General features: G+C 66.0%; 22 protein-coding genes and 1 pseudogene. 13 read left to right on the forward strand and 10 right to left on the reverse strand.

Annotated elements, in window-relative coordinates; genetic code table 11:
• The first annotated feature begins 78 nt into the window (after positions 1 to 78).
• From astD to ASF14_RS01140, 7 genes are all read left to right on the forward strand, one after another.
• A complete protein-coding gene (astD, locus tag ASF14_RS01110) occupies positions 79 to 1,509 on the forward strand; it encodes a succinylglutamate-semialdehyde dehydrogenase (RefSeq protein ID WP_056430312.1) in 1,431 nt (476 codons plus the stop codon).
• 62 nt (positions 1,510 to 1,571) lie between these two features.
• The gene (gene cobA / locus ASF14_RS01115) at positions 1,572 to 2,363 is read left to right on the forward strand and encodes a uroporphyrinogen-III C-methyltransferase (RefSeq protein WP_056430315.1); all 792 of its coding nucleotides are present in this window, start codon (positions 1,572 to 1,574) and stop codon (positions 2,361 to 2,363) included.
• The gene (locus ASF14_RS01120; RefSeq protein ID WP_056430319.1) at positions 2,360 to 2,656 is read left to right on the forward strand and encodes a DUF2849 domain-containing protein; all 297 of its coding nucleotides are present in this window, start codon (positions 2,360 to 2,362) and stop codon (positions 2,654 to 2,656) included. The genes cobA and ASF14_RS01120 overlap by 4 nt, the downstream gene beginning before the upstream one ends.
• Positions 2,657 to 2,666: 10 nt before the next feature.
• The gene (locus ASF14_RS01125) at positions 2,667 to 4,292 is read left to right on the forward strand and encodes a nitrite/sulfite reductase (protein WP_056430321.1); all 1,626 of its coding nucleotides are present in this window, start codon (positions 2,667 to 2,669) and stop codon (positions 4,290 to 4,292) included.
• The gene (locus ASF14_RS01130) at positions 4,285 to 4,743 is read left to right on the forward strand and encodes a DUF934 domain-containing protein (RefSeq protein ID WP_056430324.1); all 459 of its coding nucleotides are present in this window, start codon (positions 4,285 to 4,287) and stop codon (positions 4,741 to 4,743) included. Before ASF14_RS01125 ends, ASF14_RS01130 begins: the two co-directional genes overlap by 8 nt.
• Complete coding sequence (locus ASF14_RS01135) at positions 4,736 to 5,473, forward strand: phosphoadenylyl-sulfate reductase (RefSeq protein ID WP_056430326.1); 738 nt, start codon at positions 4,736 to 4,738, stop codon at positions 5,471 to 5,473. Before ASF14_RS01130 ends, ASF14_RS01135 begins: the two co-directional genes overlap by 8 nt.
• A gap of 107 nt (positions 5,474 to 5,580) precedes the next feature.
• A complete protein-coding gene (locus tag ASF14_RS01140; protein WP_236696882.1) occupies positions 5,581 to 6,072 on the forward strand; it encodes an STAS/SEC14 domain-containing protein in 492 nt (163 codons plus the stop codon).
• 29 nt (positions 6,073 to 6,101) lie between these two features.
• On the opposite strand, the gene ASF14_RS01145 is transcribed toward ASF14_RS01140, so the two are convergent.
• On the reverse strand, positions 6,102 to 7,595 hold the full coding sequence (locus ASF14_RS01145) for a replicative DNA helicase (RefSeq protein WP_056430330.1): 1,494 nt from the start codon (positions 7,593 to 7,595) through the stop codon (positions 6,102 to 6,104).
• Positions 7,596 to 7,692: 97 nt separating this feature from the next.
• Between ASF14_RS01145 and ASF14_RS01150 the strand changes: the two genes are divergently transcribed.
• From ASF14_RS01150 to ASF14_RS01160, 3 genes are read left to right on the forward strand one after another with little or no spacing between them, the layout of a single operon-like run.
• Positions 7,693 to 8,175, forward strand: a complete 483-nt coding sequence (locus ASF14_RS01150) for a UPF0262 family protein (protein WP_056430331.1) — start codon at positions 7,693 to 7,695, stop codon at positions 8,173 to 8,175.
• On the forward strand, positions 8,175 to 8,849 hold the full coding sequence (locus ASF14_RS01155) for a GH25 family lysozyme (RefSeq protein WP_056430334.1): 675 nt from the start codon (positions 8,175 to 8,177) through the stop codon (positions 8,847 to 8,849). The genes ASF14_RS01150 and ASF14_RS01155 overlap by 1 nt, the downstream gene beginning before the upstream one ends.
• Positions 8,846 to 9,298: a cytidine deaminase gene (locus ASF14_RS01160; RefSeq protein ID WP_056430337.1), complete on the forward strand. Its 453-nt coding sequence runs from the start codon at positions 8,846 to 8,848 to the stop codon at positions 9,296 to 9,298. Before ASF14_RS01155 ends, ASF14_RS01160 begins: the two co-directional genes overlap by 4 nt.
• 500 nt (positions 9,299 to 9,798) lie before the next feature.
• Here the strand turns inward: ASF14_RS01160 and ASF14_RS01165 are convergent, their stop codons facing one another.
• Positions 9,799 to 10,479: a MerR family transcriptional regulator gene (locus ASF14_RS01165; RefSeq protein WP_236696883.1), complete on the reverse strand. Its 681-nt coding sequence runs from the start codon at positions 10,477 to 10,479 to the stop codon at positions 9,799 to 9,801.
• Positions 10,480 to 10,592: 113 nt separating this feature from the next.
• On the opposite strand from ASF14_RS01165, the gene dcd reads away from it, so the two are divergent.
• Positions 10,593 to 11,147: a dCTP deaminase gene (gene dcd, locus ASF14_RS01170; protein ID WP_042486309.1), complete on the forward strand. Its 555-nt coding sequence runs from the start codon at positions 10,593 to 10,595 to the stop codon at positions 11,145 to 11,147.
• A gap of 450 nt (positions 11,148 to 11,597) precedes the next feature.
• Here dcd and ASF14_RS01175 read toward each other — a convergent pair whose 3' ends face one another.
• From ASF14_RS01175 to ASF14_RS01205, 7 genes are all read right to left on the reverse strand, one after another.
• Positions 11,598 to 11,969, reverse strand: a complete 372-nt coding sequence (locus ASF14_RS01175; protein WP_056430340.1) for a hypothetical protein — start codon at positions 11,967 to 11,969, stop codon at positions 11,598 to 11,600.
• On the reverse strand, positions 11,966 to 12,856 hold the full coding sequence (locus ASF14_RS01180; protein WP_056430344.1) for a hypothetical protein: 891 nt from the start codon (positions 12,854 to 12,856) through the stop codon (positions 11,966 to 11,968). The genes ASF14_RS01175 and ASF14_RS01180 overlap by 4 nt, the downstream gene beginning before the upstream one ends.
• Entirely contained in the window at positions 12,853 to 13,566 is a 714-nt protein-coding gene (locus ASF14_RS01185; protein ID WP_168371484.1) for a DNA/RNA non-specific endonuclease, read from the reverse strand. Before ASF14_RS01185 ends, ASF14_RS01180 begins: the two co-directional genes overlap by 4 nt.
• Before the next feature lie 107 nt (positions 13,567 to 13,673).
• Positions 13,674 to 15,107 (reverse strand): DUF2235 domain-containing protein, encoded by a 1,434-nt coding sequence (locus tag ASF14_RS01190; RefSeq protein WP_056430351.1) that lies wholly within the window; start codon positions 15,105 to 15,107, stop codon positions 13,674 to 13,676.
• A 27-nt stretch (positions 15,108 to 15,134) separates the two neighbouring features.
• Positions 15,135 to 16,952 (reverse strand): ThiF family adenylyltransferase, encoded by a 1,818-nt coding sequence (locus ASF14_RS01195; RefSeq protein ID WP_056430354.1) that lies wholly within the window; start codon positions 16,950 to 16,952, stop codon positions 15,135 to 15,137.
• 19 nt (positions 16,953 to 16,971) lie between these two features.
• Entirely contained in the window at positions 16,972 to 18,009 is a 1,038-nt protein-coding gene (locus tag ASF14_RS01200) for a cyclic GMP-AMP synthase DncV-like nucleotidyltransferase (RefSeq protein WP_056430357.1), read from the reverse strand.
• An 11-nt stretch (positions 18,010 to 18,020) separates the two neighbouring features.
• Complete coding sequence (locus ASF14_RS01205; protein WP_082442009.1) at positions 18,021 to 19,151, reverse strand: patatin-like phospholipase family protein; 1,131 nt, start codon at positions 19,149 to 19,151, stop codon at positions 18,021 to 18,023.
• Positions 19,152 to 19,323: 172 nt separating this feature from the next.
• Here ASF14_RS01205 and ASF14_RS01210 point away from each other — a divergent pair, with 172 nt between their 5' ends.
• Together ASF14_RS01210 and ASF14_RS01215 are read left to right on the forward strand one after the other, a co-directional pair.
• The gene (locus ASF14_RS01210; protein ID WP_056430360.1) at positions 19,324 to 19,644 is read left to right on the forward strand and encodes a helix-turn-helix domain-containing protein; all 321 of its coding nucleotides are present in this window, start codon (positions 19,324 to 19,326) and stop codon (positions 19,642 to 19,644) included.
• 38 nt (positions 19,645 to 19,682) lie between these two features.
• Positions 19,683 to 20,177, forward strand: coding sequence for an ImmA/IrrE family metallo-endopeptidase (locus tag ASF14_RS01215; protein WP_056430363.1), 495 nt, complete (start codon positions 19,683 to 19,685; stop codon positions 20,175 to 20,177).
• A gap of 175 nt (positions 20,178 to 20,352) precedes the next feature.
• Here the strand turns inward: ASF14_RS01215 and ASF14_RS22505 are convergent.
• Positions 20,353 to 20,559 (reverse strand): annotated as a pseudogene (locus tag ASF14_RS22505) (IS5 family transposase); the annotation flags it as partial.
• Positions 20,560 to 20,604 lie beyond the last annotated feature (45 nt).

The raw sequence follows: 20,604 nt of genomic DNA on the forward strand, positions 1-20,604 counted from the left end.
GCCCCAGACCTGGCATCGGTGGAGAGGCCCCACCCCAACCCCTCCCCTGAAGGAGAGGGGCTTGTCTGGATCCATGCCATGTCATCACCGCGCACGATCGAAACGCTATCGACCCATGAACCCGCGACCGGTGCGCTGATCGCCGAGCTTCCCATCGGCGATGCCAGTACGGAGGTCGCTACCGCCAGGGCGGCATGGGCCGGTTGGGCGACGACGCCACTGGCCAAGCGGATCGAGACGCTGCGCCGCTTCGCCGAAATCGTGCGGGGCCGCGCCGACGCCTTTGCCGACCTGATCGCGCGAGAGACGGGCAAGCCGCTCTGGGAAGCGAGGACCGAGGTCGACACCGTGATCGCCAAGGTTGCGATCTCGATCACCGCGCAAGCCGAGCGCGCGGGCGAGCGTTTCACCGAGCAGCCGGGCGGCGGGCGCATGGCGCTGCGTCACCGGCCGCATGGCGTGCTGGCGGTGCTGGGGCCGTATAATTTCCCCGCCCATCTGCCCAACGGCCATATCGTGCCAGCCCTGCTGGCGGGCAATGCGGTGGTGTTCAAGCCATCGGAGAAGACTCCGGCGACGGGCGCGTTCCTGGTCGAATGCTATCATGCGGCGGGGGTGCCCGATGGAGTCGTGCGGCTGCTGATCGGCGGACCGGATCAGGGCCGTGCGCTGGCGGGGCATGACGATATCGACGGGCTGCTCTTCACCGGCTCGGCGCGCACGGGCCTGGCGCTCAACCGCCAGTTCGCCGAGCGGCCGGAAAAGATCCTGGCGCTGGAAATGGGCGGCAACAACCCGATCATCGTGTGGGACGATCCCGACCTCGACGCCGCCGCCGCGCTGATCGTCCAGTCGGCCTATACCACCGCCGGGCAGCGCTGCACCGCCGGGCGACGGCTGATCGTCGAGGACCGGCTGTTCGATCCGCTGATGACGGCGCTGACCGGGCTGGTCGACCGGCTGATCCTCGGCGCGCCGCATGACGAGCCCGCGCCCTTCATGGGGCCGGTGATCGACAATGACGCGGCGGACCATTTGCTCGCGCGGGTCGAGGAACTGGTGACGAGCGGCGCGAAGACCATCCGACCGTTAGAGCGAGTCGCACCCGACCGGCCGCTTCTGACCCCCGCCATCCTCGACGTCGGCACCGTCGCCGAGCGTCCCGACGACGAGCTGTTCGGCCCAGTCCTGCAAGTCTCCCGCGCATCCGACTTCGCGGACGCCATCGCGCAGGCCAACGCCACCCGTTACGGCCTGTCCGCCTCGCTGATCTCGCCCTCGCGCGAGCGGTACGACGCCTTCTGGACCGGCATCCGCGCCGGGATCGTCAACTGGAACCGCCCGACCAACGGCGCGGCCTCCAGCGCCCCGTTCGGCGGCATCGGCTGGTCGGGCAATCACCGCCCGAGCGCCTATTACGCCGCCGATTACTGCGCCTATCCGGTCGCCAGCGCCGAAAGCGACAGCGCCGCCGCCACGATCCCGATCGGCCTGCGCCCGCATAGCTGATCTACCGCCGCCCCAAGCATCGCTCGGTTGTCGATTGTGGTCGGGGGGATCATCTTTGGAGCATGGCTAGTCTTCTCGATCCCACCGCGCGTGGCCGCGTGATCCTGGTTGGTGCAGGCCCCGGCGATCCGGGCCTGTTGACCGTGCGCGCGGTCGAGGCGTTGAAGACCGCCGATGTCGTCGTGCATGACGGGCTGATCGATCCCCGCGTCCTCGACCTCGCGCCGCCTCAGGCCCAGCGCATCTCGGTGGCCAAGCGGCGCGCGCGGCATACGCTGTCGCAGGACGCGATCAACGCGCTGATCGTCGCGCATGTGAAGACGGGTGCGATCGTCGTACGGCTGAAGGGCGGCGACCCGTTCATCTTCGGGCGCGGCGGCGAAGAGGTGGAGACGGTGCGTGCCGCCGGCCTGCCGGTCGAGGTGATCCCCGGCGTGTCGGCGGCGCTCGGTTGCGCGGCAGAGGCGATGCTGCCGCTGACCCACCGCGACCACAGCTCGGCCGTGTCCTTCGTCGCGGGCCAGTGCAAGGGGCTGACCGATCAGGACTGGTCCGGGTTGGCGGGCCAGGGGCGCACGCTGGTCATCTATATGGGCGTGGCGACCGCGAATGGCATCGCCGACAAGCTGATGGCCGACGGCGTCGCCCCCGACATGCCCGTCGCGGTGCTGGAGCGCGGCACGCTGGAGGGGCATCGCGCCATCCGCACTTTGCTCGCCGATCTCGGCGCGATGGTCGAGCGCGAGGCGGTGCAGAGCCCGGCGATCATCGTCGTCGGCGAAGTCGTGACCCTGTCGGATGCCGAAGACAAGCTCGCGCGTTGGGCCCGCGTGGCGGAAGGAATGAGCGCATGAAGCTGTTGACGGGCAATGACTTGGGTACCGGCGATGTCGTCTGGTGGACGGGGCGCGACTGGTCGCGTCATATCGAGGACGCGGTCGATGTCGGCGGACAAGGCGAGGCGATCCTTCGCGCCGAGGAAGGCGCGCGCCGGGTCAACGTCCCCTATCTGATCGATGCCGAGGCGACCGAACAGGGCCCCCGCCCCGCCCATATCAAGGACCGTATCCGCGCGCTCGGCCCCACCGTGCGCCCCGACCTGACGCTGAAGCCCGCCGACGCGGATGCCGGCGCCTGGGTTATCTGAGAGAACCGCCATGTATCGCTATGACGAATATGACCAGAGCATCGTCGATGCCCGTGTCGAGGAATTTCGCGACCAGGTGGAACGCCGCCTGTCGGGTGCGCTGACCGAGGATCAGTTCAAGCCGCTCCGTCTGATGAACGGCCTCTATCTCCAGTTGCATGCCTATATGCTGCGCGTCGCGGTGCCCTATGGCACGCTGGACAGCCGCCAGATGCGCATGCTGGGCCATATCGCGCGCAAATACGATCGCGGTTACGGCCATTTCACCACGCGCCAGAACATCCAGTATAACTGGATCAAGCTGGCCGATGCGCCCGACATCCTGGCCGAACTGGCGACGGTGCAGATGCACGCCATCCAGACCTCGGGCAATTGCATCCGCAACATCTCGTCGGATCAGTTCGCCGGGGCGGCCGCCGACGAGGTCGCCGATCCGCGTCCCTGGGCCGAGCTGCTGCGGCAATGGTCGACCTTCCACCCCGAGTTCACCTACCTGCCGCGCAAGTTCAAGATCGCGGTGATCGCGGCGGACGAGGATCGTGCGGCGATGCGGCTGCACGATATCGGCATCCAGCTGCTGACGCGCGACGGCGTGCTGGGCGCGAAGATCTTCGTCGGCGGCGGCATGGGTCGTACGCCGATGATCGCGCATGAGGTGAAGGACTTCATCACCGCCGACCATCTGATGAGCTATCTCGAGGCGTGCCTACGCGTCTATAACCGCTATGGCCGCCGCGATAATATCTACAAGGCGCGGATCAAGATCCTGCTTCACGAGATCGGCGTCGATGCCTATCGCGAGCAGGTGGAGGCGGAGTTCGCCGCCATTAGCGACCTCGGCATCGACCCGCCGCTCGCCGAGCTGGAGCGGATCACCGCCATGTTCGCGGGAACCGACTTCGCCAGCGATGCGCCGGACACGGTCGACCGCACCGACCCCGATTTCGCGGTCTGGCTCGATCAGAATGTCGCGGCGCACAAACAGCCGGGCCATGCCATCGTCACGATCAGCCTGAAGCCGATCGGCGGCATCCCCGGCGACGCGTCTGCCGACCAGATCGACCTGATGGCTGACCTGGCGGAGCGGTACGGCCATGACGAGCTGCGCGTCACCCACGCCCAGAACATCGTCCTGCCGCATGTCCGCAAGGCCGACCTGTACGCCATCTGGACCGCGCTGCGCGACGCCGGGCTGGCCGAGGCGAACCTCGACCTGATCTCCGACATCATCGCCTGTCCGGGCCTGGATTATTGCAGCCTGGCCAATGCCCGCTCCATCCCGTTGGCGCAGAAGATCGGCGAGCGTTTCGCCGGGCGGCAGCGCGAGCTGGGCGAGTTGAAGTTGAAGATTTCGGGCTGCATCAATGCCTGCGGCCACCATCATGCCGGGCATATCGGCATATTGGGTGTCGATAAGAAGGGCACCGAGAATTACCAGCTGCTGCTCGGCGGATCGGGGGCGGAGGACGTCTCGCTCGGCAAGATCACCGGCCCCGGCTTCGACGAGGACGGCGTGGTCGACGCGATCGAGCGCGTGACCGACCGCTATGTCGCATTGCGCGAGGGCGGCGAGCGCTTCCTCGACACCTATCGCCGCGTCGGCATGCAGCCGTTCAAGGAAGCGATCTATGGTTGATCCCATCACCGTTAACACGAACGCGGGCGAGACGCTGCTGCGTTTCCGCGACGATGTGGTGCATGACGAACCGGCGGTGACGCTGGACGCCTTTCTGGGCCAGACCAACGCCACCGCCGTCCGGCTGGAGGCGGGCGACGATGCGCGCGAGCTGCTGGAGCATCTGGGACAGATCGCGCTGGTCGAGATCAGCTTCCCGACCTTCCGCGACGGGCGCGGCTATTCGGCGGCGCGCATCCTGCGCGAGGCGGGGTTCGAGGGCGAGTTGCGTGCGGCGGGCGACGTGCTGGTCGACCAGATCCCGCACATGCGCCGCTGCGGCTTCGACAGCTTCGCGCCCGAAAAGCCGGTCGATGCGGCAACGCTGACCAAGCTGCTCGCGCTCTACCCCCAGCCCTATCAGAAGGCCGCCGACGCCCGCGTGCCGGTGTGGAAGCTACGCCATGGCTGAGCGTGCACTCGACCGGATCGACGTGCGGCCGACCTATACGGACGAGGATGCGGCGGCGTATGAAGCGCGCTTCGCTGGCGTGCCCGCGCCGGACATGCTGCGCACCCTGCTGACCGGCGAGTTGCACGGGCAGATCGCGGCGGTGTCGTCCTTCGGCACCGAGTCCGCCGTGCTGCTGCATATGGTCGCAAGCGCCGATCGCGCGACGCCGGTTGTCTTTACCGACACGCTGAAGATGTTTCCTGAGACGCTGGCGTACCGCGACACGCTGGTCGCGCGGCTGGGCCTGCTGGACGTCCGCGTCATCCAGCCCGACGCCACGCTGTTGGCCGCCAAGGATCCGGAGGGCATCCGCCACGGATACGACCCCGATGGCTGCTGCGACCTGCGCAAGGTCGAGCCGCTGGCGCGCGGCCTCGCGCCGTTCGAGGCGTGGATCTCGGGTCGCAAGGGTTTCCAGGCGGGCACCCGCCGCGCGCTGCCCCGGTTCGAGGTCGAGGACGGGCGATTGAAGCTCAACCCGCTGGCGGACTGGGACAAGGCGGCGCTGAACGGCTATTTCGCCGCGTACGACCTGCCGCGCCATCCGCTGGAGGCGGAGGGCTATCTCTCGATCGGCTGCGCACCCTGCACCAGCAAGGTGAAACCCGGCGAAGACCCGCGCGCGGGGCGCTGGCGCGGATTCGACAAGATCGAGTGCGGCATCCATCGGCCTGTTTCGGCGGCATAAAACGCCCGGCATTTGTGGAGCGGAACGGCCAGGAGTAACCATTTCCCCTCATCCTCTCTTAACCGCGCCCCGACCAAAGGTCGCCGGACAGGATGAAGGAGCACGAGATGTATAGCGTGACGGTCAACCTGGAACGCGGCTATTTCGAGGTTGCGACGCACGGGTTCTGGACCCTGGACACCCTGGGCGATTTCGCCCGCGAGCTGGAACAGACGGTCCGCCGCATCCGCGCCGCCGGCCGCACGCCCGTCAGCCTGTGCGACCTGACCAACGCCATGGTGCAGAGTCAGGAAGTCGTCGCCGCCTTTGCCCGGATGATGCAAAACCCCGCAGTCCGGTCGGGCCGCGTCGCGGTTTACACCTCAGGCGCGCTGACGAAGTTTCAGGCGGTACGCGCCAACGAGGATCACGACGAATTCCGCTTCTTCACCTGCAAGGACGAAGCCCGTGCCTGGCTCTTCGCGCCGCAGGGTGAGGTTGGGGGCCGTCGCCTCACGTCACCCCAGCCCCCGCCTCCGTTCGCACTGAGCGAAGTCGAAGTGCACGCCCCAAAGCAAGCGGCGCGGGATTCCCTTGGCCTTCGACTTCGCTCAGGCTGAACGGACGACGGGATTTAACCCGCCTCCGCTCAATACCCCGCGAAATCCGTGAACCGCGTAATCGTCGGGTCGAACTTCATCACGACCTTGCCGGTCGCACCGTGACGCTGCTTGGCGACGATCAGTTCCGCCAGGCCGTACACCCGCTCCACCTCGGTCGCCCACTTCGCGTGGTCCTCGAAGACCTTGCCGTCATCGCCTTCCATCGGGCGCTTGGGCTCGCGCTGCATCATGTAATAATCTTCGCGGAACACGAACCAGACCATGTCGGCGTCCTGCTCGATCGAGCCCGATTCGCGAAGGTCGGACAGCATCGGCCGCTTGTCCTCGCGCTGCTCGACCGCACGGCTCAGCTGCGACAGCGCCAGCACCGGCACGTTCATGTCCTTGGCCAGCGTCTTCAGCCCGCGCGAAATCTCCGAGATTTCCTGCACGCGATTGCCCTCGGACGACTTGCCCGAGCCGGTGAGCAGCTGGAGATAGTCGACCACGACCAGACCCAGTTCGTTGTTCAGCCGCCGCTGAAGCCGCCGGACGCGGGTGTGCAGCGCCGAGATGGTCAGGCCGCCGGTATCGTCGATGAACAGCGGCAACTGCTCCAGCTCGGCGGCGGCGGCGGCGAGTTGGGCGAACTCGTTGCGGCTGATCTTGCCCATACGCAGCGCTTCGGAGCTGATCCCCGACTGCTCGGCCAGGATACGCGTCGCCAGCTGGTCGGCCGACATTTCGAGGCTGAAGAACGCGACCTTGGCGCCGACCGACTCGGACGGCGGGATGCCGTCCTGCATGTCGCGCATCCAGCGGCGCGCCGCATTGAACGCGATGTTGGTCGCCAGCGAGGTCTTGCCCATGCCCGGACGGCCCGCCAGGATCATCAAGTCGGAGCGGTGCATACCGCCGATCTTGGCATTGACCGAGTCGAGACCCGTGGTGATGCCCGAGACATGGCCGCCCGAATTGAGCGCGCGCTCGGCATTCTTGACCGCCATGGTGGTGGCCTGGGAGAAGCTCTTGACCGCATTCTCGGAACCGCCATCCGCCGCGACCTTGAACAGCTCATTCTCGGCCAGCTCGATCTGGGCGCGCGGGTTCACCTCTTCGGAGGTGTCCATCGCCCGGTCGACCAACGTGCGGCCCACCGTCACCAGCGCGCGGAGCATCGCCAGGTCATAGATCTGCGTCGCGAACTGCCGCGCGCCGATCAGGCCCGCGCCGGAACCCGTCAGCTGCGCCAGATAGGACGGGCCGCCCAGCGCCTTCATCCCCTCGTCCGCCTCGAACATGGGGCGCAGGGTGACCGGCGTCGCCAGCATGTCGGTGGCGCGCAGATTCTTGATCGCGGAAAATACACGGCCATGCACCGGCTCGAAGAAGTGCTCCGGGTCCAGCCGGTCGACCAGATCGTCGGCCAGCCGGTTGTCGATCATCATCGCGCCCAGCAGCGCGGCCTCCGCCTCGATATTGCGGGGAAGCTGCTGCGGCTCGGTGGCGGCAGCGGGGTTCTGGAATGCGAGGGTGGCCATTTCGTCGGCGTTAGCGCGGAGTGGCGTCGGAGCAAAACGCATTGCGTCGATCAGCGGGGGATTTGCGGCGCACGCGCTTCGCGACTATCCCCGTCCCATGGCCGATCCCCGGATCATATCCATCGATCTCGACGAGCGCAGCCTGGGCTGGCGCTCGGCCGATGTCGAGCAGGAAAGGCGGATCGCGATCTTCGACCTGATCGAGGAAAATTACTTCGCGCCGCAGCGACCGCAGGCGGATGGCTATGCCGGGCCCTACCGCATCAAGCTGGAGTCGGAAGAAGGACGACTCGGCATCCATATGCACCGCGAGGACGGCACGCATATCGAGACGCTGGTGCTGGCGCTCGGGCGTTTCCGGCGGCCGATCAAGGACTATTTCGCGATCTGCGACAGCTATTACCAGGCGATCCGTGCCGCCACGCCACAACAGATCGAGACGATCGATATGGCCCGGCGCGGTATCCATAACGACGCCGCGCAGATGCTGAAGGAGCGGCTGACCGGCAAGATCGAGGTCGATTTCGACACCGCGCGCCGTCTGTTCACGCTGCTCTGCGTCCTGCATATCCGCAACTGATGGCGATTCTCTGGAAAATCGGCGCGGGCCTGCTGGCCCTTGGCGCGATCAGCGCGGGCGGGCGGCACTGGGCCACCCATTGGCAGCCGCCGACCGAGCGTTATGCGCTGCAGGGCATCGACCTGCCCGAGAACCCGCCTGCCGTCGAATGGCGCACCCTGCGCGCGAACGGCGCAGACTTCGCCTATCTGGTCGCCACTTCGGGCACCGACCGGCGCGATCCGTCGTTCGAGGGCAATTGGGACGCCCTGCCCGAGGCGGGGATGCGGCGCGGCGCGGTCCATATCTATTCGCTGTGCCAGCCTGCTGCGGCACAGGCAGACGCCTTCAACATCTTCGTGCCGCGCGCGGGCGATGCGCTGCCCACCGCGATCGACCTGTCCTTTCACGACGATTGCGCCGCCCGGCCCGAGCGTGCGCAGCTGGTCGCCGACCTGACCCGCTTCGTGGCGATGGTCGAGACGCACACGCGAAAGCCGGTGATGCTGCGCGTGTCCAAACCGTTCGAGCGCGAATATGACATCACCACCGCGCTCGACCGTTCGGTCTGGGCGATCGGCAATCTGTTCAAGCCCGATTATGCCGCGCGCCCCTGGCGCATGTGGCGTGCCAGCGATTTCCGCCGGGTCGAGGGGGTGGAAGGCCCCGTCAACTGGGACGTCGTTACACCATGAATGCCATCGATCCTCACGCCCTCATCACGGCCGCCCGCGACGCCGCGCGCAACGCCCATGCGCCCTATAGCCGCTTTGCGGTCGGCGCGGCGTTGCTGATGGAGGACGGCTCGGTCATCACGGGCGCCAATTTCGAGAATGCCAGCTACGGCCTGTCGCTCTGCGCCGAAACCGTCGCGATCGCCACCGCCTCGGCGGCGGGGCGACTGCGCGAGATCGTCGCGGTCGGCGTGATCGGCGGCGCGATGGACGCTGCGGGCGTGCCGACCGGCACCACCCCGGTCAGTCCCTGTGGCCGTTGTCGCCAGGTCATCAACGAAGCCGCGCAGATGGGTGGCCGCGACCTGCCCGTCCATTGCGGCGCGGCCGAGGGCGACGCGGTGCGGACCTATCATTTGTCGGAACTGCTTCCCGACGCGTTCGGTCCGGCGGATTTGGGGATCGGCTGAATTCGCGCGAAAGCGCGGATATCTTGTTCGCGCAGAGGCGCAGAGAGCGCAGAGAAGAAGTTTGGATCTCCTCTATTTTCAGCGATAGCTGGGCATCGCCAATAACTTCACACTCCCTCTCTGCGGCCTCCGCGCCTCTGCGCGAACCAATCTTGGAATCTGGCGGCTTCCCGCGAACACATAGCTTGCTGCCACGGCTGATTTCTCACGCGAAGACGCGAAGACGCGAAGATTTTTTTCACGCGGAGACGCGGAGGCGCGGAGAAGAAGATTTTCAGGCTCCCGAGCCTTGGCGATAACCGGCATCGCTTACGATCGGATACGCCCCCTCCGCGTCTCCGCGCCTCCGCGCGAACATCATCCTTCTTCGCGGGCTCGCGGCTTCGCGTGAAGAAACCGCCTCAGCCCCCCGGCTCTTCGCCCCGCGCCCGCATCGCCGCACCGGCGGCCTGAATGAACTGCCACACATCGGCCGAAAAGCCGGGATCGGCCTGTCCATCTCAATCCGCGCGATTCTCATGCAGCCGAGTCGCGCCCGCCCACATCTCCGGTGACGCCACCGCGCGGAACGGCGCCAGCAGCGCGAACCATTCGCGCACAAAGCCTCGTGCCGCCTCCGAGTCCGGGTCCATCGGCAGCACCGCCGCGATCCGCTGGCCCAGATCGGCCCAGCGCGCCTGATAGGCCTTTTGATCGAAGTCGGGGCCGAGTGCCTCCATCCGCGTCGGCCAATGCACCTGTTCTTCCTCGGTGAAATGGCGGTCGACCACCGATTTCCATTGTGTCGTCGTCATGGCATTCCCTTTTCGTATCAGCGAGCACAGCGTCGCGACGTCGATGCGCTCGCCGGCATCGATGCGGGACTGGATGGATGTCAGGAGCGCGGCGGTCTCGGCCAGTGCCCGACGTTCGGCCTCGACCGCCTTTGCCTGGGCCGCGATCATCGGCCCCAGCGCCGCGCCTGGCCGGTCGAGCATCTGTCCGATCGCCGCCAGCGTGAAGCCTGCGCGTTTCAGCGCGACGATGGCGTGCAGCCGCTCCAACTCGCCTGCGCCGAAAATCCGCCGCCCGCCCTCGCTGCGCAGCGGCCGGATCAGCCCGCGCGCCTCGTAAAAGCGCAGCGCCCGGCTGGTCAGCCCGGTCGCACGGGCAATCTCGGCAATGTCGAGCATGGCGGTCATGGGCCGCACCGTACCGCTTGACGTTGCGTCAACCGCAACACCCTTTTTGGCGGTTGCCGCTTGCCCTCCCCCCGCGATCCGGCGATGAGCGGCCAAACCTGAAGGAAATGAAGATGTCGATCCTGTCCGACCGCTGGATTCGCGAAGCCGCGCAGACCCAAGGCATGATCGAACCCTTCGTCGAGAGCCAGCGTCGCGACGGCTGCATCAGCTATGGCCTGTCGTCCTATGGCTATGATGCGCGGGTGGCGGACGAGTTCAAGATCTTCACCAATGTCGACAGCGCGGTCGTCGACCCGAAGGACTTTGCGTCGAACAGCTTTGTCGACCGCAAGACCGACTGCTGCATCATCCCGCCCAACAGCTTCGCACTGGCGCGGACGGTAGAATATTTCCGGGTGCCCCGCGACGTGCTGGTCATCTGCCTCGGCAAGTCGACCTATGCGCGGTGCGGGATCATCGTGAACGTCACGCCGCTGGAGCCGGGTTGGGAAGGCCATGTGACGCTGGAATTTTCCAACACCACGCCGCTGCCCGCCAAGATCTACGCCAATGAGGGTGCCTGCCAGTTCCTGTTCCTGAAGGGTAACGAGCCCTGTGAGACCAGCTATGCCGACCGGGCGGGCAAATATATGGGCCAGCGCGGGGTGACGTTGCCTCGGCTGTAACCATTCGCACAACCTTACATTGACACTCGCACAACCTTACACTGACATTCAGCGAATTTCCGCCACTTTCATACGGCTCGAGGCTGTCCTGCGCCGTCGAACCGATTTACTACCGTCCGCGACGCGTGGTGGACTACACTTACGCTTCGCCCGCCAGCCAAGCCGAGGCGCCGGTATGCCGTGCGCGTGACGGGTCTTGTGGAGCGCGAAGTCCGAAAGCGCGAACTCCCGAGCCAATGCGTCATCGGCTCGGACCGGACGAAAGCATGGAATTAGTCGCGGCAGAATTACTTGACCATGCGGGTCTGCCCTCGCTCGAGCGTTCAGCTGCAAAGGCTCTTCAGTCGCACTAAGTGCTTTGGGTCAACCTCCTCCATCATGACGGATAGGGTATTTGCCGCCTCTCTCGTCTCCTCCGCCCTCAGGGGGCGTCGGCGCCGTTGGATGATCTCATCGGCACGTGAGCTTGGCGATGCGCACCGCCTCGTCGACGGTGCCGAGCAGCGCCGCCACAGCCGCGACCATGCGCTCGCAGTCCCGGAGAGCGTCGATCTCCCTCTCTATCTCGGGGACTGCATCGGAAAACGCCTTGGCATGACGTGCAATCTCATCCGTCTGCCGCGCGAGCAGCACCCGGCCCGTCGAGGTCACGCGTGCGTTCACCTCGGCCATCTGCTCGGTGATGGCGACGATCGCGGCAGCGTCCGGGGCGGAATCGATCGCCCACTCTAGCCGACGGACGAGGGCGACGAGATCGCGGTGCATCGCATGCAGGTCGGGATTGTCGCCGGGGCCGACCGCCATGGTATCATCGCTGTTCATCTCGCGTCTCCCGCCTTCTCGATCGCCCGGTAGGTGGTTTCCGTCCTATCCAGCCGATCGTTGATGTCCTTCAGCACCTCACCGAACGGGCGCCGCGAACCGTTGGCGGCGGCGGTGTGCGCGTCGGCCAAGCCAAGGAGCGACGCGCGCAGCCCGGCGAGTGCCGCGAGTTGCGCGTCCCGCCTGTCGATGCCGGCAAGGTAGTCGGACACGATCTGTCGCTGACGGGCATCAGCCTTCTCCGTGGCGGCAGCGGCGTATGCGCGCTGATGCACAGAGAGCGCCATCGCCCAGTTCGAGGCGACCGTGCCCCGCAACCCCTCGGAATCGTTCCTGCCGACGGCGTCCGCCATCGCGGTCAGAAGGGTCCGGACTTCCGGGTCGGTGCGTCGAAGAATGTCGCGAGCGCTGGACTGCGCCCGGAGATCGACCAGCGCGCCTGCTAGGGTGACGAATCCGGCGGACACGCCGGGATCGAGGCCGGCTGCGGTCGGACCCGCGTTCAGCTGGACACCCAGTTCGCGGAAGGCGTCGGTCTGGACGCCGCCCCGCCCGCGCCCGGTCAGGGTCGCCAACAGGTTTCCGTAGCGGGCGAGATCGCCGAGTGCGCCGCGCCATTTGGCGGCGACCTCGGGTGGAACAGCCGCCGGGAAGCGCCGCTCCGACAGGCCGATCGCGCCGGACCGGACGAAGCGGTCCACTTCGACCGATCGGGTCAGTCGATTGGCCTCCGCAAAGGTCGTGGTCGTGTCCGTCTGCAGGGTCGATGCCGCGCGGCCGAATCCCGTCAGGTCGGCGGAAGGCGCCGTCGCGCAGCCGCTCGGAACCGTCGGCAGCAGCAGGCAGACGACGATGCGGAGCTTCGCACCGGACGGGATCGAAATCATGGTACGCACCCCAGTTCGGACGAGAGATTCCGGAACGACCGGGCCGTGAGGCGTGGGAACAGACCGAGGCGTGATCGGAGTTCGACCTCGTCCAGCGTCACCCTGGCGTCGCAATGGTCGAGCGTCCTCGGTGCGACCGTGTCCATGATGAAGGCGGCGAGGCGACCGTCCTGCGTCGCTATCACCTTCCAGTAGCCCGATGGGACCCGATGACGCTCGTCGGCATTCGGCATCGGCGGGAGGACACGCTCGAACAACGGCCCCGTCAGGACGTAGACCCCTATGTTCTCCTTGCGGGCGAGGTCGTTCTCCCGCGCCTCCAGCCGCTGCCACGCCCCTTGGTTCAAAGCCGCACCCTGCGGCGTGATGTTGGAGAGGATGTTGGTGTCGGCGGCGAACGGCGTGCCGGATTGGCCGGCGAGCGGCGCCTGGTGCCCACGGTCAATTCCCAGCGCCTTGGGCGCGCCGTCATAGTCTCCCGGTTCCAGCGTCTCGTCGGGATCGAGCCATGGATCCGCCGTCCACTTGCGTTCACCGGACGGTCCGATCGAGGACGGAGTCACGCGGTAGGCGACCCAGTCCGCCATCTTCGTCAGGTCGTTGGATGCCAAGGTGTAGATTTCTCGCACGACGATGTCGTCGATGTCGGCGGCTCCGATCGGGCATCCGTGGAGACAGTGGAAGGTGTGCAGTTCCGACTGGCCAGCCATGGTCGGGGTCGATGCGGTCACCCCGACCAGAAAGACCGCCGTCGCAATCCACGATCTCGCCTGGAGGAGCGGCCTGCCTACGGAATGTGATCGAAAAGGCCACTTTATCATAGGTAATGATCCCGGAAGAGCTCGTGCGTCCGCAGCACATCGGGTCTATATGGTCCATCGGCACCCTGCCGGGGCACGGCATCAAGAGCGAAGCGCTCGGACACGCTCGGATGCATCGTGGCGGTGTCCTTCGGGTCGCGCGGCTGTACCTTCCAGGTGATCGACCGCGTGAGCCGACGCAGCCAGAACGGTGTGCGGCTTCGCACGGTGTCGGACATACCCACCACCTCATCATGCTGGACGCCATGCGCCGAAGGGAACAGGTGGATGCGGGTATCGTCGACGATCAGCGGATGACGCACGGAGCGCGCCTCCTCCAGCATCCACTCCAACGCTATGTCGGACAGCCTCGACTCCGCCTCGGGATAACTGCCGCCGATGTCCGAATGGTTGCCCGCGAACCACATTTGGACGAACGGCTTCGGTTCACCCTCGACTTCCGGGCGGCGTTCCACGCCCTTGCCGGGCCCCCAAGGCACCCGAGGGAAATCCGCACGGTTCTCGTCTATGGCGATCGCATGTCGCGCATGGACGACCGCCCGGCCAAGCAGCTTGTCGTAGTCGCGTCCGCTCCATTGCGCCAAGTGGAAGGTCCTGCGTCCTCCCGCTGCGGACGGCTTGAAGGTCTTGAGGGCTGTCCGGAGATAAAGCCAAGCCCCGACCAGGACGATAATCGCGGCCGCGACGATGAATGAGGCAGTCCAACCGGTGTCGAACAGCCGATGGATTATCGTCGCCGCCGCTGCGGCGGAAGCCGCCGTCAAGAGCGCGAGAACCGCACCAAGCGCGATCCGCAAAGGCCCCTTCGCGCCGAGCGAGGCTACAGTGTCGAATACGCCTATGAAGTAGGGCGCGGCGTTCGCCTCGCCGTTGACGTCCGATCCGTGTTCGATGCGGAAGCGACGGGCGAGTTCTTCGCGCTCGGCCTCGTATCGCGCGCGCGGATGGCCCGCACCATACTCAGCCACCCGGATGACCGCCTGATCCGCGATCTCCCTCACGCGCAGCCGGAAGCGGGGCAGGTCCCCCTCCGGAATGCGGGTAGGGACGCCGCAGAGTCGAAGGACGGTCGCCACGCTGCGGGCGGTGTACGCGCCGCGGCTGAAGCCAAACAGCCAGATGCGGTCGCCGGGACGGTAGTGGTTGATGATGAATTCATAGCAGTCTGCGATGTTGACGGTGATGCCGCGTCCCGTCACCGACGCCAGCAGCTTCGCGATCCAGCGACGGACCGAAGTCAGCCCCGTGGCCCCGGCTTCCGTTCCAAGACCAGGATCATAGAAGACGACCTGATCGCGGGGATCGACCAAGCTGTCGGGTCCCGGCCTGGATGCGCGATACATCTTGAAGATGTTACTCATCCGCTGCTCCGGACGGACGCCGCCGTCCTGGCCCGTGCCATCGGAGAAGACCACTATGTTCTTCGGCATTGATGCCCCCTCCATTCTGTTTTCGTCTCAAGCCGCCAAATTGATAGCGTTCGTGCAGTGCTCGCAGCCCTTCGGCCAAGGCGCGGTCACCAGTCCGCCTCCGAGCGGCACCTGATTTGAACGGCGCGTCAGCGTCTCGGCCAGCGTCGCTCCCGCCGCGACCGCGTTGGCTCGAGCGGTCAGCCAGACATGCTCGACCGATTCCGCTGGCCTTTCAAGCAACGCGTTAAGGGATGTCGTCGCGACCAGATCGACCGCGAAACCGAGCTCAACCGCGCCGTAGGGCTGGTAGTGATTGCCGCATGCCGGCTCCTCGTGCTCGGTGCGGCCCGATGGCCAATCCAACGCAGGAAGGAGCGGAACACCGGTTGGACCGAAGCCGCAGCGCAGGCATCCACCGGTCTTGGATATGGTCACGGCGTGCGCCGCGAGCGCGAGATCCTCCAGCCAACCATAGACGATCGGAACGTTGCGTCCTGTCGCCACATGCCACCTGTCCAGTGCGCCTTCCGCTCCCCAGCTTCCTGTCGCTGCGACGATGAGATCGGCATCGATCAGCAGCCGCTCGTGGTGGGAGAGCAGTACGTGCATTCCCAAATCGTGCCCCGCCACATCCATGTGCGGAAACTCGCGACGAAGGCGTTCGGCGAGCGCCTTCGCCTTGTTGAACCCGACGCAATCGGCACCCAGTTCGTGTCGACCGACATTGGACCATGCCAGCGCGTCGTTGTCGACGAGGTGCAGTCGCCCGACGCCGGCACGGGCCAGTCTGGCGGCGACGGATGAGCCGAGCGACCCGCACCCGATCACAACGACGGTGGACGCGATGAGCCGTTCGAGCCTGGGATCCCTGCCGCGTCCATGGATCCATCTCGCATCGGCGCGATCGACCTGAAGGCGCCGCACCGGCGCCGCGGAGAACATGCGCGAGGCGGCCACGCCGGCAGGGAGAGGCGCCGCCCTGAACCCTTGGGTCAACGGATGTTCGGTGCCGCCGCGTGCGCCGCTACGCCTATGCGCCACGGTCGTCTCCACAGCGATCAGCCCTGCGCCGCCGCGACCCTCCGCCCCGAAGACGACCAGCGCGTTATCGACCGTGGCTGCCGCGAGCTCCTCCACAATGCCCGAAGCCCCCGGACCCGCGGTGGCAGCGAGGGTGACAACGTCTGCACCGATGATCGGGTAGTCGGCCGGCACAGGAGGCGTCGGCAGCCAGACCAGCGCTGCGGGTTCATGCCGACAGGTCTTGCGGGCATGCGGGGAACCGGAAAGGTTGGCGAGCCAGCGCTCGAGCGTCGCCGCATCCTCCGCAACCGTCATCGCGCCTGCCCGATCGCGCCACACCCGCACCATGCGGGACGGTCCGCCGGGGCGGAGCAGGCTGCGCACCTTCGGTGCTCCGAAGTCCGATCCGTAGAACCAGTAGGTGAGGAACTCCTCCCGGAAGTCGCGCTCGACGATGTCGCCGGAAAGCAGCTCCTCGATCAGTCGGGCGGATCGGGCGAGCAGATTGACGGCGACGGCCGCCGGATCACCGGCATCCACTTCAGCGTGGATCGGCAGGAGGCACATCACGCCATCGCCTTCGACGTGAGGCCATTCCAGGTCGTCGGGACGGTCGACCAGCGCGGTGCGGGGATATGCTGCGGGGAATGCCGAACCGATCAGAAGATCGACCCGACGCGTCTGGCCGTCCGAACAGTCCACGGGGATTCGCCACCCATCGACGAAGGCCCGGCGCGGATAAGCCGCCCGCAGCCGACCCGCATCGAGACGCTCCGGGACGATCCCCAGATCGGCGGCGAGCCTCTCATCGACGAGCTGGACGGCGACATCGGAGGTCATCTGGCCGCGGACGCCTCTGTCAGGCATGCCGTCCACCACCGGCGCCGACTACCGCCGCGGCGGTGGGGGCCTCCAGCGCCATGAGGGCGGCCGACCCGATGCCGACGCGACAGGCGAACGCCGCGGCGCGTTCCTCCTTGTAGCGGGCGCTGAAGAAATCGGTATTGTAGACCTTGTCCCAGCACGACAGCGCCTTCTCGCGGGTGCAGTCCGCCTCGAACAAAGGCTCCATCCAGCCGAGGGCCTCGTCCAGCTTGGATCGCAGGAAGGAAGCCTTACCGTCGGAATCGCCGCTGGTGATGGTGTCGCCGGGCGTCACCGGATGGGAGACGACGAGGTTCCAGTCGAGCCGCTGCTTGATGGCGCGCATCGTCTCGTGGACGGCGCGGTCGTCGCGCGCCACGTCGAGGTGCCGGTTCTCGACGACCAGCACGGTAATGCCGAAACCACTCAAGATGCGTCCGGACCAGCTCGACCGGCTTCGCGCGAACTTCTTCACGTGGCGCACCAGCCGGCGTAGCAGATAGGTCTGCCCGCTGGCGTTCAGTTCGCGATCGAACCACGCCGTGACATCGCGAGCATCGGACCGTCGCCACCCGGCCCCCGACGCCAGCTCATAAGAATAGGATCCGTTCGTATCGACGCGACGATATACGGGGACGTCGACGTGGAATCCGGCCGCATAGAACACCCGGACGCAGTTCGGTCGCACCTCGGGTGCATCATTGAAGCTGCCGTCGTCCAATGCGTCGCGCACCATCCATCGTGCGTCGAGCGCCGACATCGCGGCGCCTCGCGAGCCGACCAGATCGTCCTTCCGGAAATACACCCCGTCGTCTATGTCGTAATCGTTCTGCGGATGCTGGAGCATCGTCTTCATGGCGTAGCTGCCCTGCTTGACGAACTCGATCGGCGCAGGGTTGCCGTTGTCGGCCAGTCCCTTGCGGAGGCGGCGGCGGTTCGCATCGCGCCGGTCACGCATGGCGGTCTGCTCCGCCTGCGAAAGGACCACCTGCTTGTCGTGGAAAGCGCGCACGTCCTTGGAGCAGTCGAACACCGGTCTATTCCTCAGTTGGCCGCATGGGCGGGGGAAGGATGCGCCTGACCGGCGGCATCGGGCAGATCGTCGAGCAGGGCGCGGATCATTGCCCCCTCCCCGTTCCGCGGATCGTCGCAGTTGCTGCGCGTCAAATCCGCGTCCGTGTGCGCCTGCGCGACGAGGCGATCCATAGCCTCGTCACGGGCGTCGTCGAGACCGAGGAACGGCATCATTCCGGCCGGCACCTCCCTATTGGGAAAGCGCACGCGGCGAACCTGTCGGCCGCACTGGCTCATCGCGTTGGCGAGCAACCTGGCCATGTTGTCGTATGCGAACTCCTGCGCCGCGATGCCGAGCGGCGCCACGTCCGCTCCGAATCGCCACTCCATCATGGATCGATGCGCGGCATCGCCGGTCACATGCTCTCCTTCGGGGCGGGGGCAGGTGCCGAGCGAGAAGATCTCGATAGGCTGATCGGGTGCTGCGACGGTGAGCGCGTCGGTCAGACCGACCATGATGGGATTGTTGGCCCATAGACCACCGTCAGCGAACACCTGTTTGACGCCGGAGCCGTTCGGCTCGTCGATCTCAGCAAGCGAACGATAGATGGGTGCCGCGCTGGTCGCCAGGCAGACGTCGACGAGCGGATAGTTGTCGTCCCTCACGCCGCTGCGCGGGGTCTTCTTGAAGACCCACGCCTTGTGGTTGCTCATCCTCACGGCCGGAATGGACAGCGAGATGCCACGGTCTCGGTAGACGTCGATCATCGTCGTGGTGCCGAGCACCTCGGTCAGTGCCTGCCGCAGCGCCTTGTCGCCTTCGCGCACATAGCGTCGTCCGGCGAACGCACGGTGGAGGACGCTGGCGCGACCGGTGATGCGGTGAGGGAAAATGGCTCGCCCGTGTTCCCGGTACAGGCGCACGACTTGCACCATGGGAACGCCGACCGCGGCGGCGCAGCCGACGATCGCTCCCGTGCTGGTACCGACGATGAGATCGAAGCCGAGGCCGAGATCAAGTGGGCCTCGTCCTGTCCGCCGCGCATGCTGGTCGAGGAGCCGGTCGAGGAACGCCGCGGTGTAGATCCCGCGCGTTCCGCCGCCATCGAGGCTCAGCACGCGATAGGGCCGCTTCGTGTCATCCTGCCGATCTTCAGCCACCGAATCGCTCCTGCCGCTTCCCAGTCGGATTTACGCGATGTTAAGAATAATGACAACCAGATTGGCAACGCCACTACAGCCCAAGATAGCAATTTCGTTGATTTCGGGCGCGTCAAGGTGTTTGACTTCCACCTTGGCATGATTCATTACCCCCGCATGCGGGAGATGGTTCATGGCGGCTGACATCTATGCCCGGGTAGGCGCGGCCATCCGCGCGCGGCGCGGGGTAGTCGGGCTCACGCAAGCCATGCTTGCTGCGGAGACCGGTCTTTCCAGAAGTTCCATCACGAATATCGAGAACGGTGGGCAGGCGATACTGCTGCACCAGTTGGTGGATGTCGCGAGAGCGCTGAAGACGGATGCGTGTGAACTGCTGATCGCCGGTGCCGTGAATGGCGAGCACGACGTTCGAACTGATGTACGCGTTGGGGACGGACGGGCAACGGCGCTCCTGTCACGATTGACACCCATCGGCGGGAGTGTTTCGCGGTGAGTACGTTCCGTCGCGCCCGTTACGGCAGAATCGAGCGGATGGTCGACGAACTGCTTGACGCGGACGGCATCGGCGATGCGCCACCGGTCCCAGTGGAGGCCATGATCCACCGCCGTGGGATCAGTCTTCAGAAGGGCGATCTCGAAGACGTTTCAGGACTTCTGGTCCGGAACGGAAGTAGCAGCATCATCGGGGTCAACGGCAGTCATCCGGCCGTCAGGCAGCGCTTCACCATCGCACACGAGTTCGGCCACTTCCTGCTGCATGAGGGGATCGTGGAGCACGTGGATCACGGGTATCGCGTCAACTATCGCAACGACGCGTCATCGTTGGCGAGGGACGTCGAGGAGATCGAGGCGAACTTCTTCGCCGCATCCCTACTGATGCCCAAGCGCATGCTGGACGCCTGCGGCGGGGTCGACGCGATCGATGATGATCAACAGGTGAAGCAGCTCGCGACGCGCTTTAACGTAAGCGCCCATGCTATGAGCCTGCGCCTCGCCAACGTCTATCGCCGCTTCGCTCCGTATTGAGTAGCCTTCGGCGCGCAACGTGCCCGTATATGGGAGGTCGCCGTTAATAGGGTCAGGACTTGTTGATCACAGCCAGAAGTTACCGGTGGCAGCGAGGGTGATGGCCGAGAAGAAGGCGGTTGGGCAGCGGTCGTAGGGGGGGGCAACGCGGCGCCAGTCCTTCATGCGACCAAAACCCCCTTTTAACTCGCAGGCTCGATGCCGTGCGGTATGCCTTTAGGTAGGTTGCATCGATCATGACCGTCTGCGGCTCGGCGCCAGCAGTAGCTAGACCTTACACCATTCGCGTGAACACGCCAGCCTCGCCCCAACGCTTCCACCGTTTATACAGCTTCTTATTCGGTCCATACTCGCTGGTCGCATCTCGCCAGCGCAGCCCATTAGCGTCGCTGTGCCTCGAAGCCGCTTACGCTCGACTCCGCAAATC

The organism is Sphingomonas sp. Leaf257, assembly GCF_001422185.1.
In the GTDB taxonomy this organism is placed as follows: domain Bacteria; phylum Pseudomonadota; class Alphaproteobacteria; order Sphingomonadales; family Sphingomonadaceae; genus Sphingomonas; species Sphingomonas yabuuchiae.

Bases quoted from the DNA above. Each gene is read 5' to 3' on its own strand.
- astD (WP_056430312.1), top strand. From the start codon at position 79: ATGTCATCACCGCGCACGATCGAAACGCTATCGACCCATGAACCCGCG.
- cobA (WP_056430315.1), top strand. From the start codon at position 1,572: ATGGCTAGTCTTCTCGATCCCACCGCGCGTGGCCGCGTGATCCTGGTT.
- ASF14_RS01120 (WP_056430319.1), top strand. From the start codon at position 2,360: ATGAAGCTGTTGACGGGCAATGACTTGGGTACCGGCGATGTCGTCTGG.
- ASF14_RS01125 (WP_056430321.1), top strand. From the start codon at position 2,667: ATGTATCGCTATGACGAATATGACCAGAGCATCGTCGATGCCCGTGTC.
- ASF14_RS01130 (WP_056430324.1), top strand. From the start codon at position 4,285: ATGGTTGATCCCATCACCGTTAACACGAACGCGGGCGAGACGCTGCTG.
- ASF14_RS01135 (WP_056430326.1), top strand. From the start codon at position 4,736: ATGGCTGAGCGTGCACTCGACCGGATCGACGTGCGGCCGACCTATACG.
- ASF14_RS01140 (WP_236696882.1), top strand. From the start codon at position 5,581: ATGTATAGCGTGACGGTCAACCTGGAACGCGGCTATTTCGAGGTTGCG.
- ASF14_RS01145 (WP_056430330.1), bottom strand. From the start codon at position 7,595: ATGGCCACCCTCGCATTCCAGAACCCCGCTGCCGCCACCGAGCCGCAG.
- ASF14_RS01150 (WP_056430331.1), top strand. From the start codon at position 7,693: ATGGCCGATCCCCGGATCATATCCATCGATCTCGACGAGCGCAGCCTG.
- ASF14_RS01155 (WP_056430334.1), top strand. From the start codon at position 8,175: ATGGCGATTCTCTGGAAAATCGGCGCGGGCCTGCTGGCCCTTGGCGCG.
- ASF14_RS01160 (WP_056430337.1), top strand. From the start codon at position 8,846: ATGAATGCCATCGATCCTCACGCCCTCATCACGGCCGCCCGCGACGCC.
- ASF14_RS01165 (WP_236696883.1), bottom strand. From the start codon at position 10,479: ATGACCGCCATGCTCGACATTGCCGAGATTGCCCGTGCGACCGGGCTG.
- dcd (WP_042486309.1), top strand. From the start codon at position 10,593: ATGTCGATCCTGTCCGACCGCTGGATTCGCGAAGCCGCGCAGACCCAA.
- ASF14_RS01175 (WP_056430340.1), bottom strand. From the start codon at position 11,969: ATGAACAGCGATGATACCATGGCGGTCGGCCCCGGCGACAATCCCGAC.
- ASF14_RS01180 (WP_056430344.1), bottom strand. From the start codon at position 12,856: ATGATTTCGATCCCGTCCGGTGCGAAGCTCCGCATCGTCGTCTGCCTG.
- ASF14_RS01185 (WP_168371484.1), bottom strand. From the start codon at position 13,566: ATGGCTGGCCAGTCGGAACTGCACACCTTCCACTGTCTCCACGGATGC.
- ASF14_RS01190 (WP_056430351.1), bottom strand. From the start codon at position 15,107: ATGCCGAAGAACATAGTGGTCTTCTCCGATGGCACGGGCCAGGACGGC.
- ASF14_RS01195 (WP_056430354.1), bottom strand. From the start codon at position 16,952: ATGACCTCCGATGTCGCCGTCCAGCTCGTCGATGAGAGGCTCGCCGCC.
- ASF14_RS01210 (WP_056430360.1), top strand. From the start codon at position 19,324: ATGGCGGCTGACATCTATGCCCGGGTAGGCGCGGCCATCCGCGCGCGG.
- ASF14_RS01215 (WP_056430363.1), top strand. From the start codon at position 19,683: ATGGTCGACGAACTGCTTGACGCGGACGGCATCGGCGATGCGCCACCG.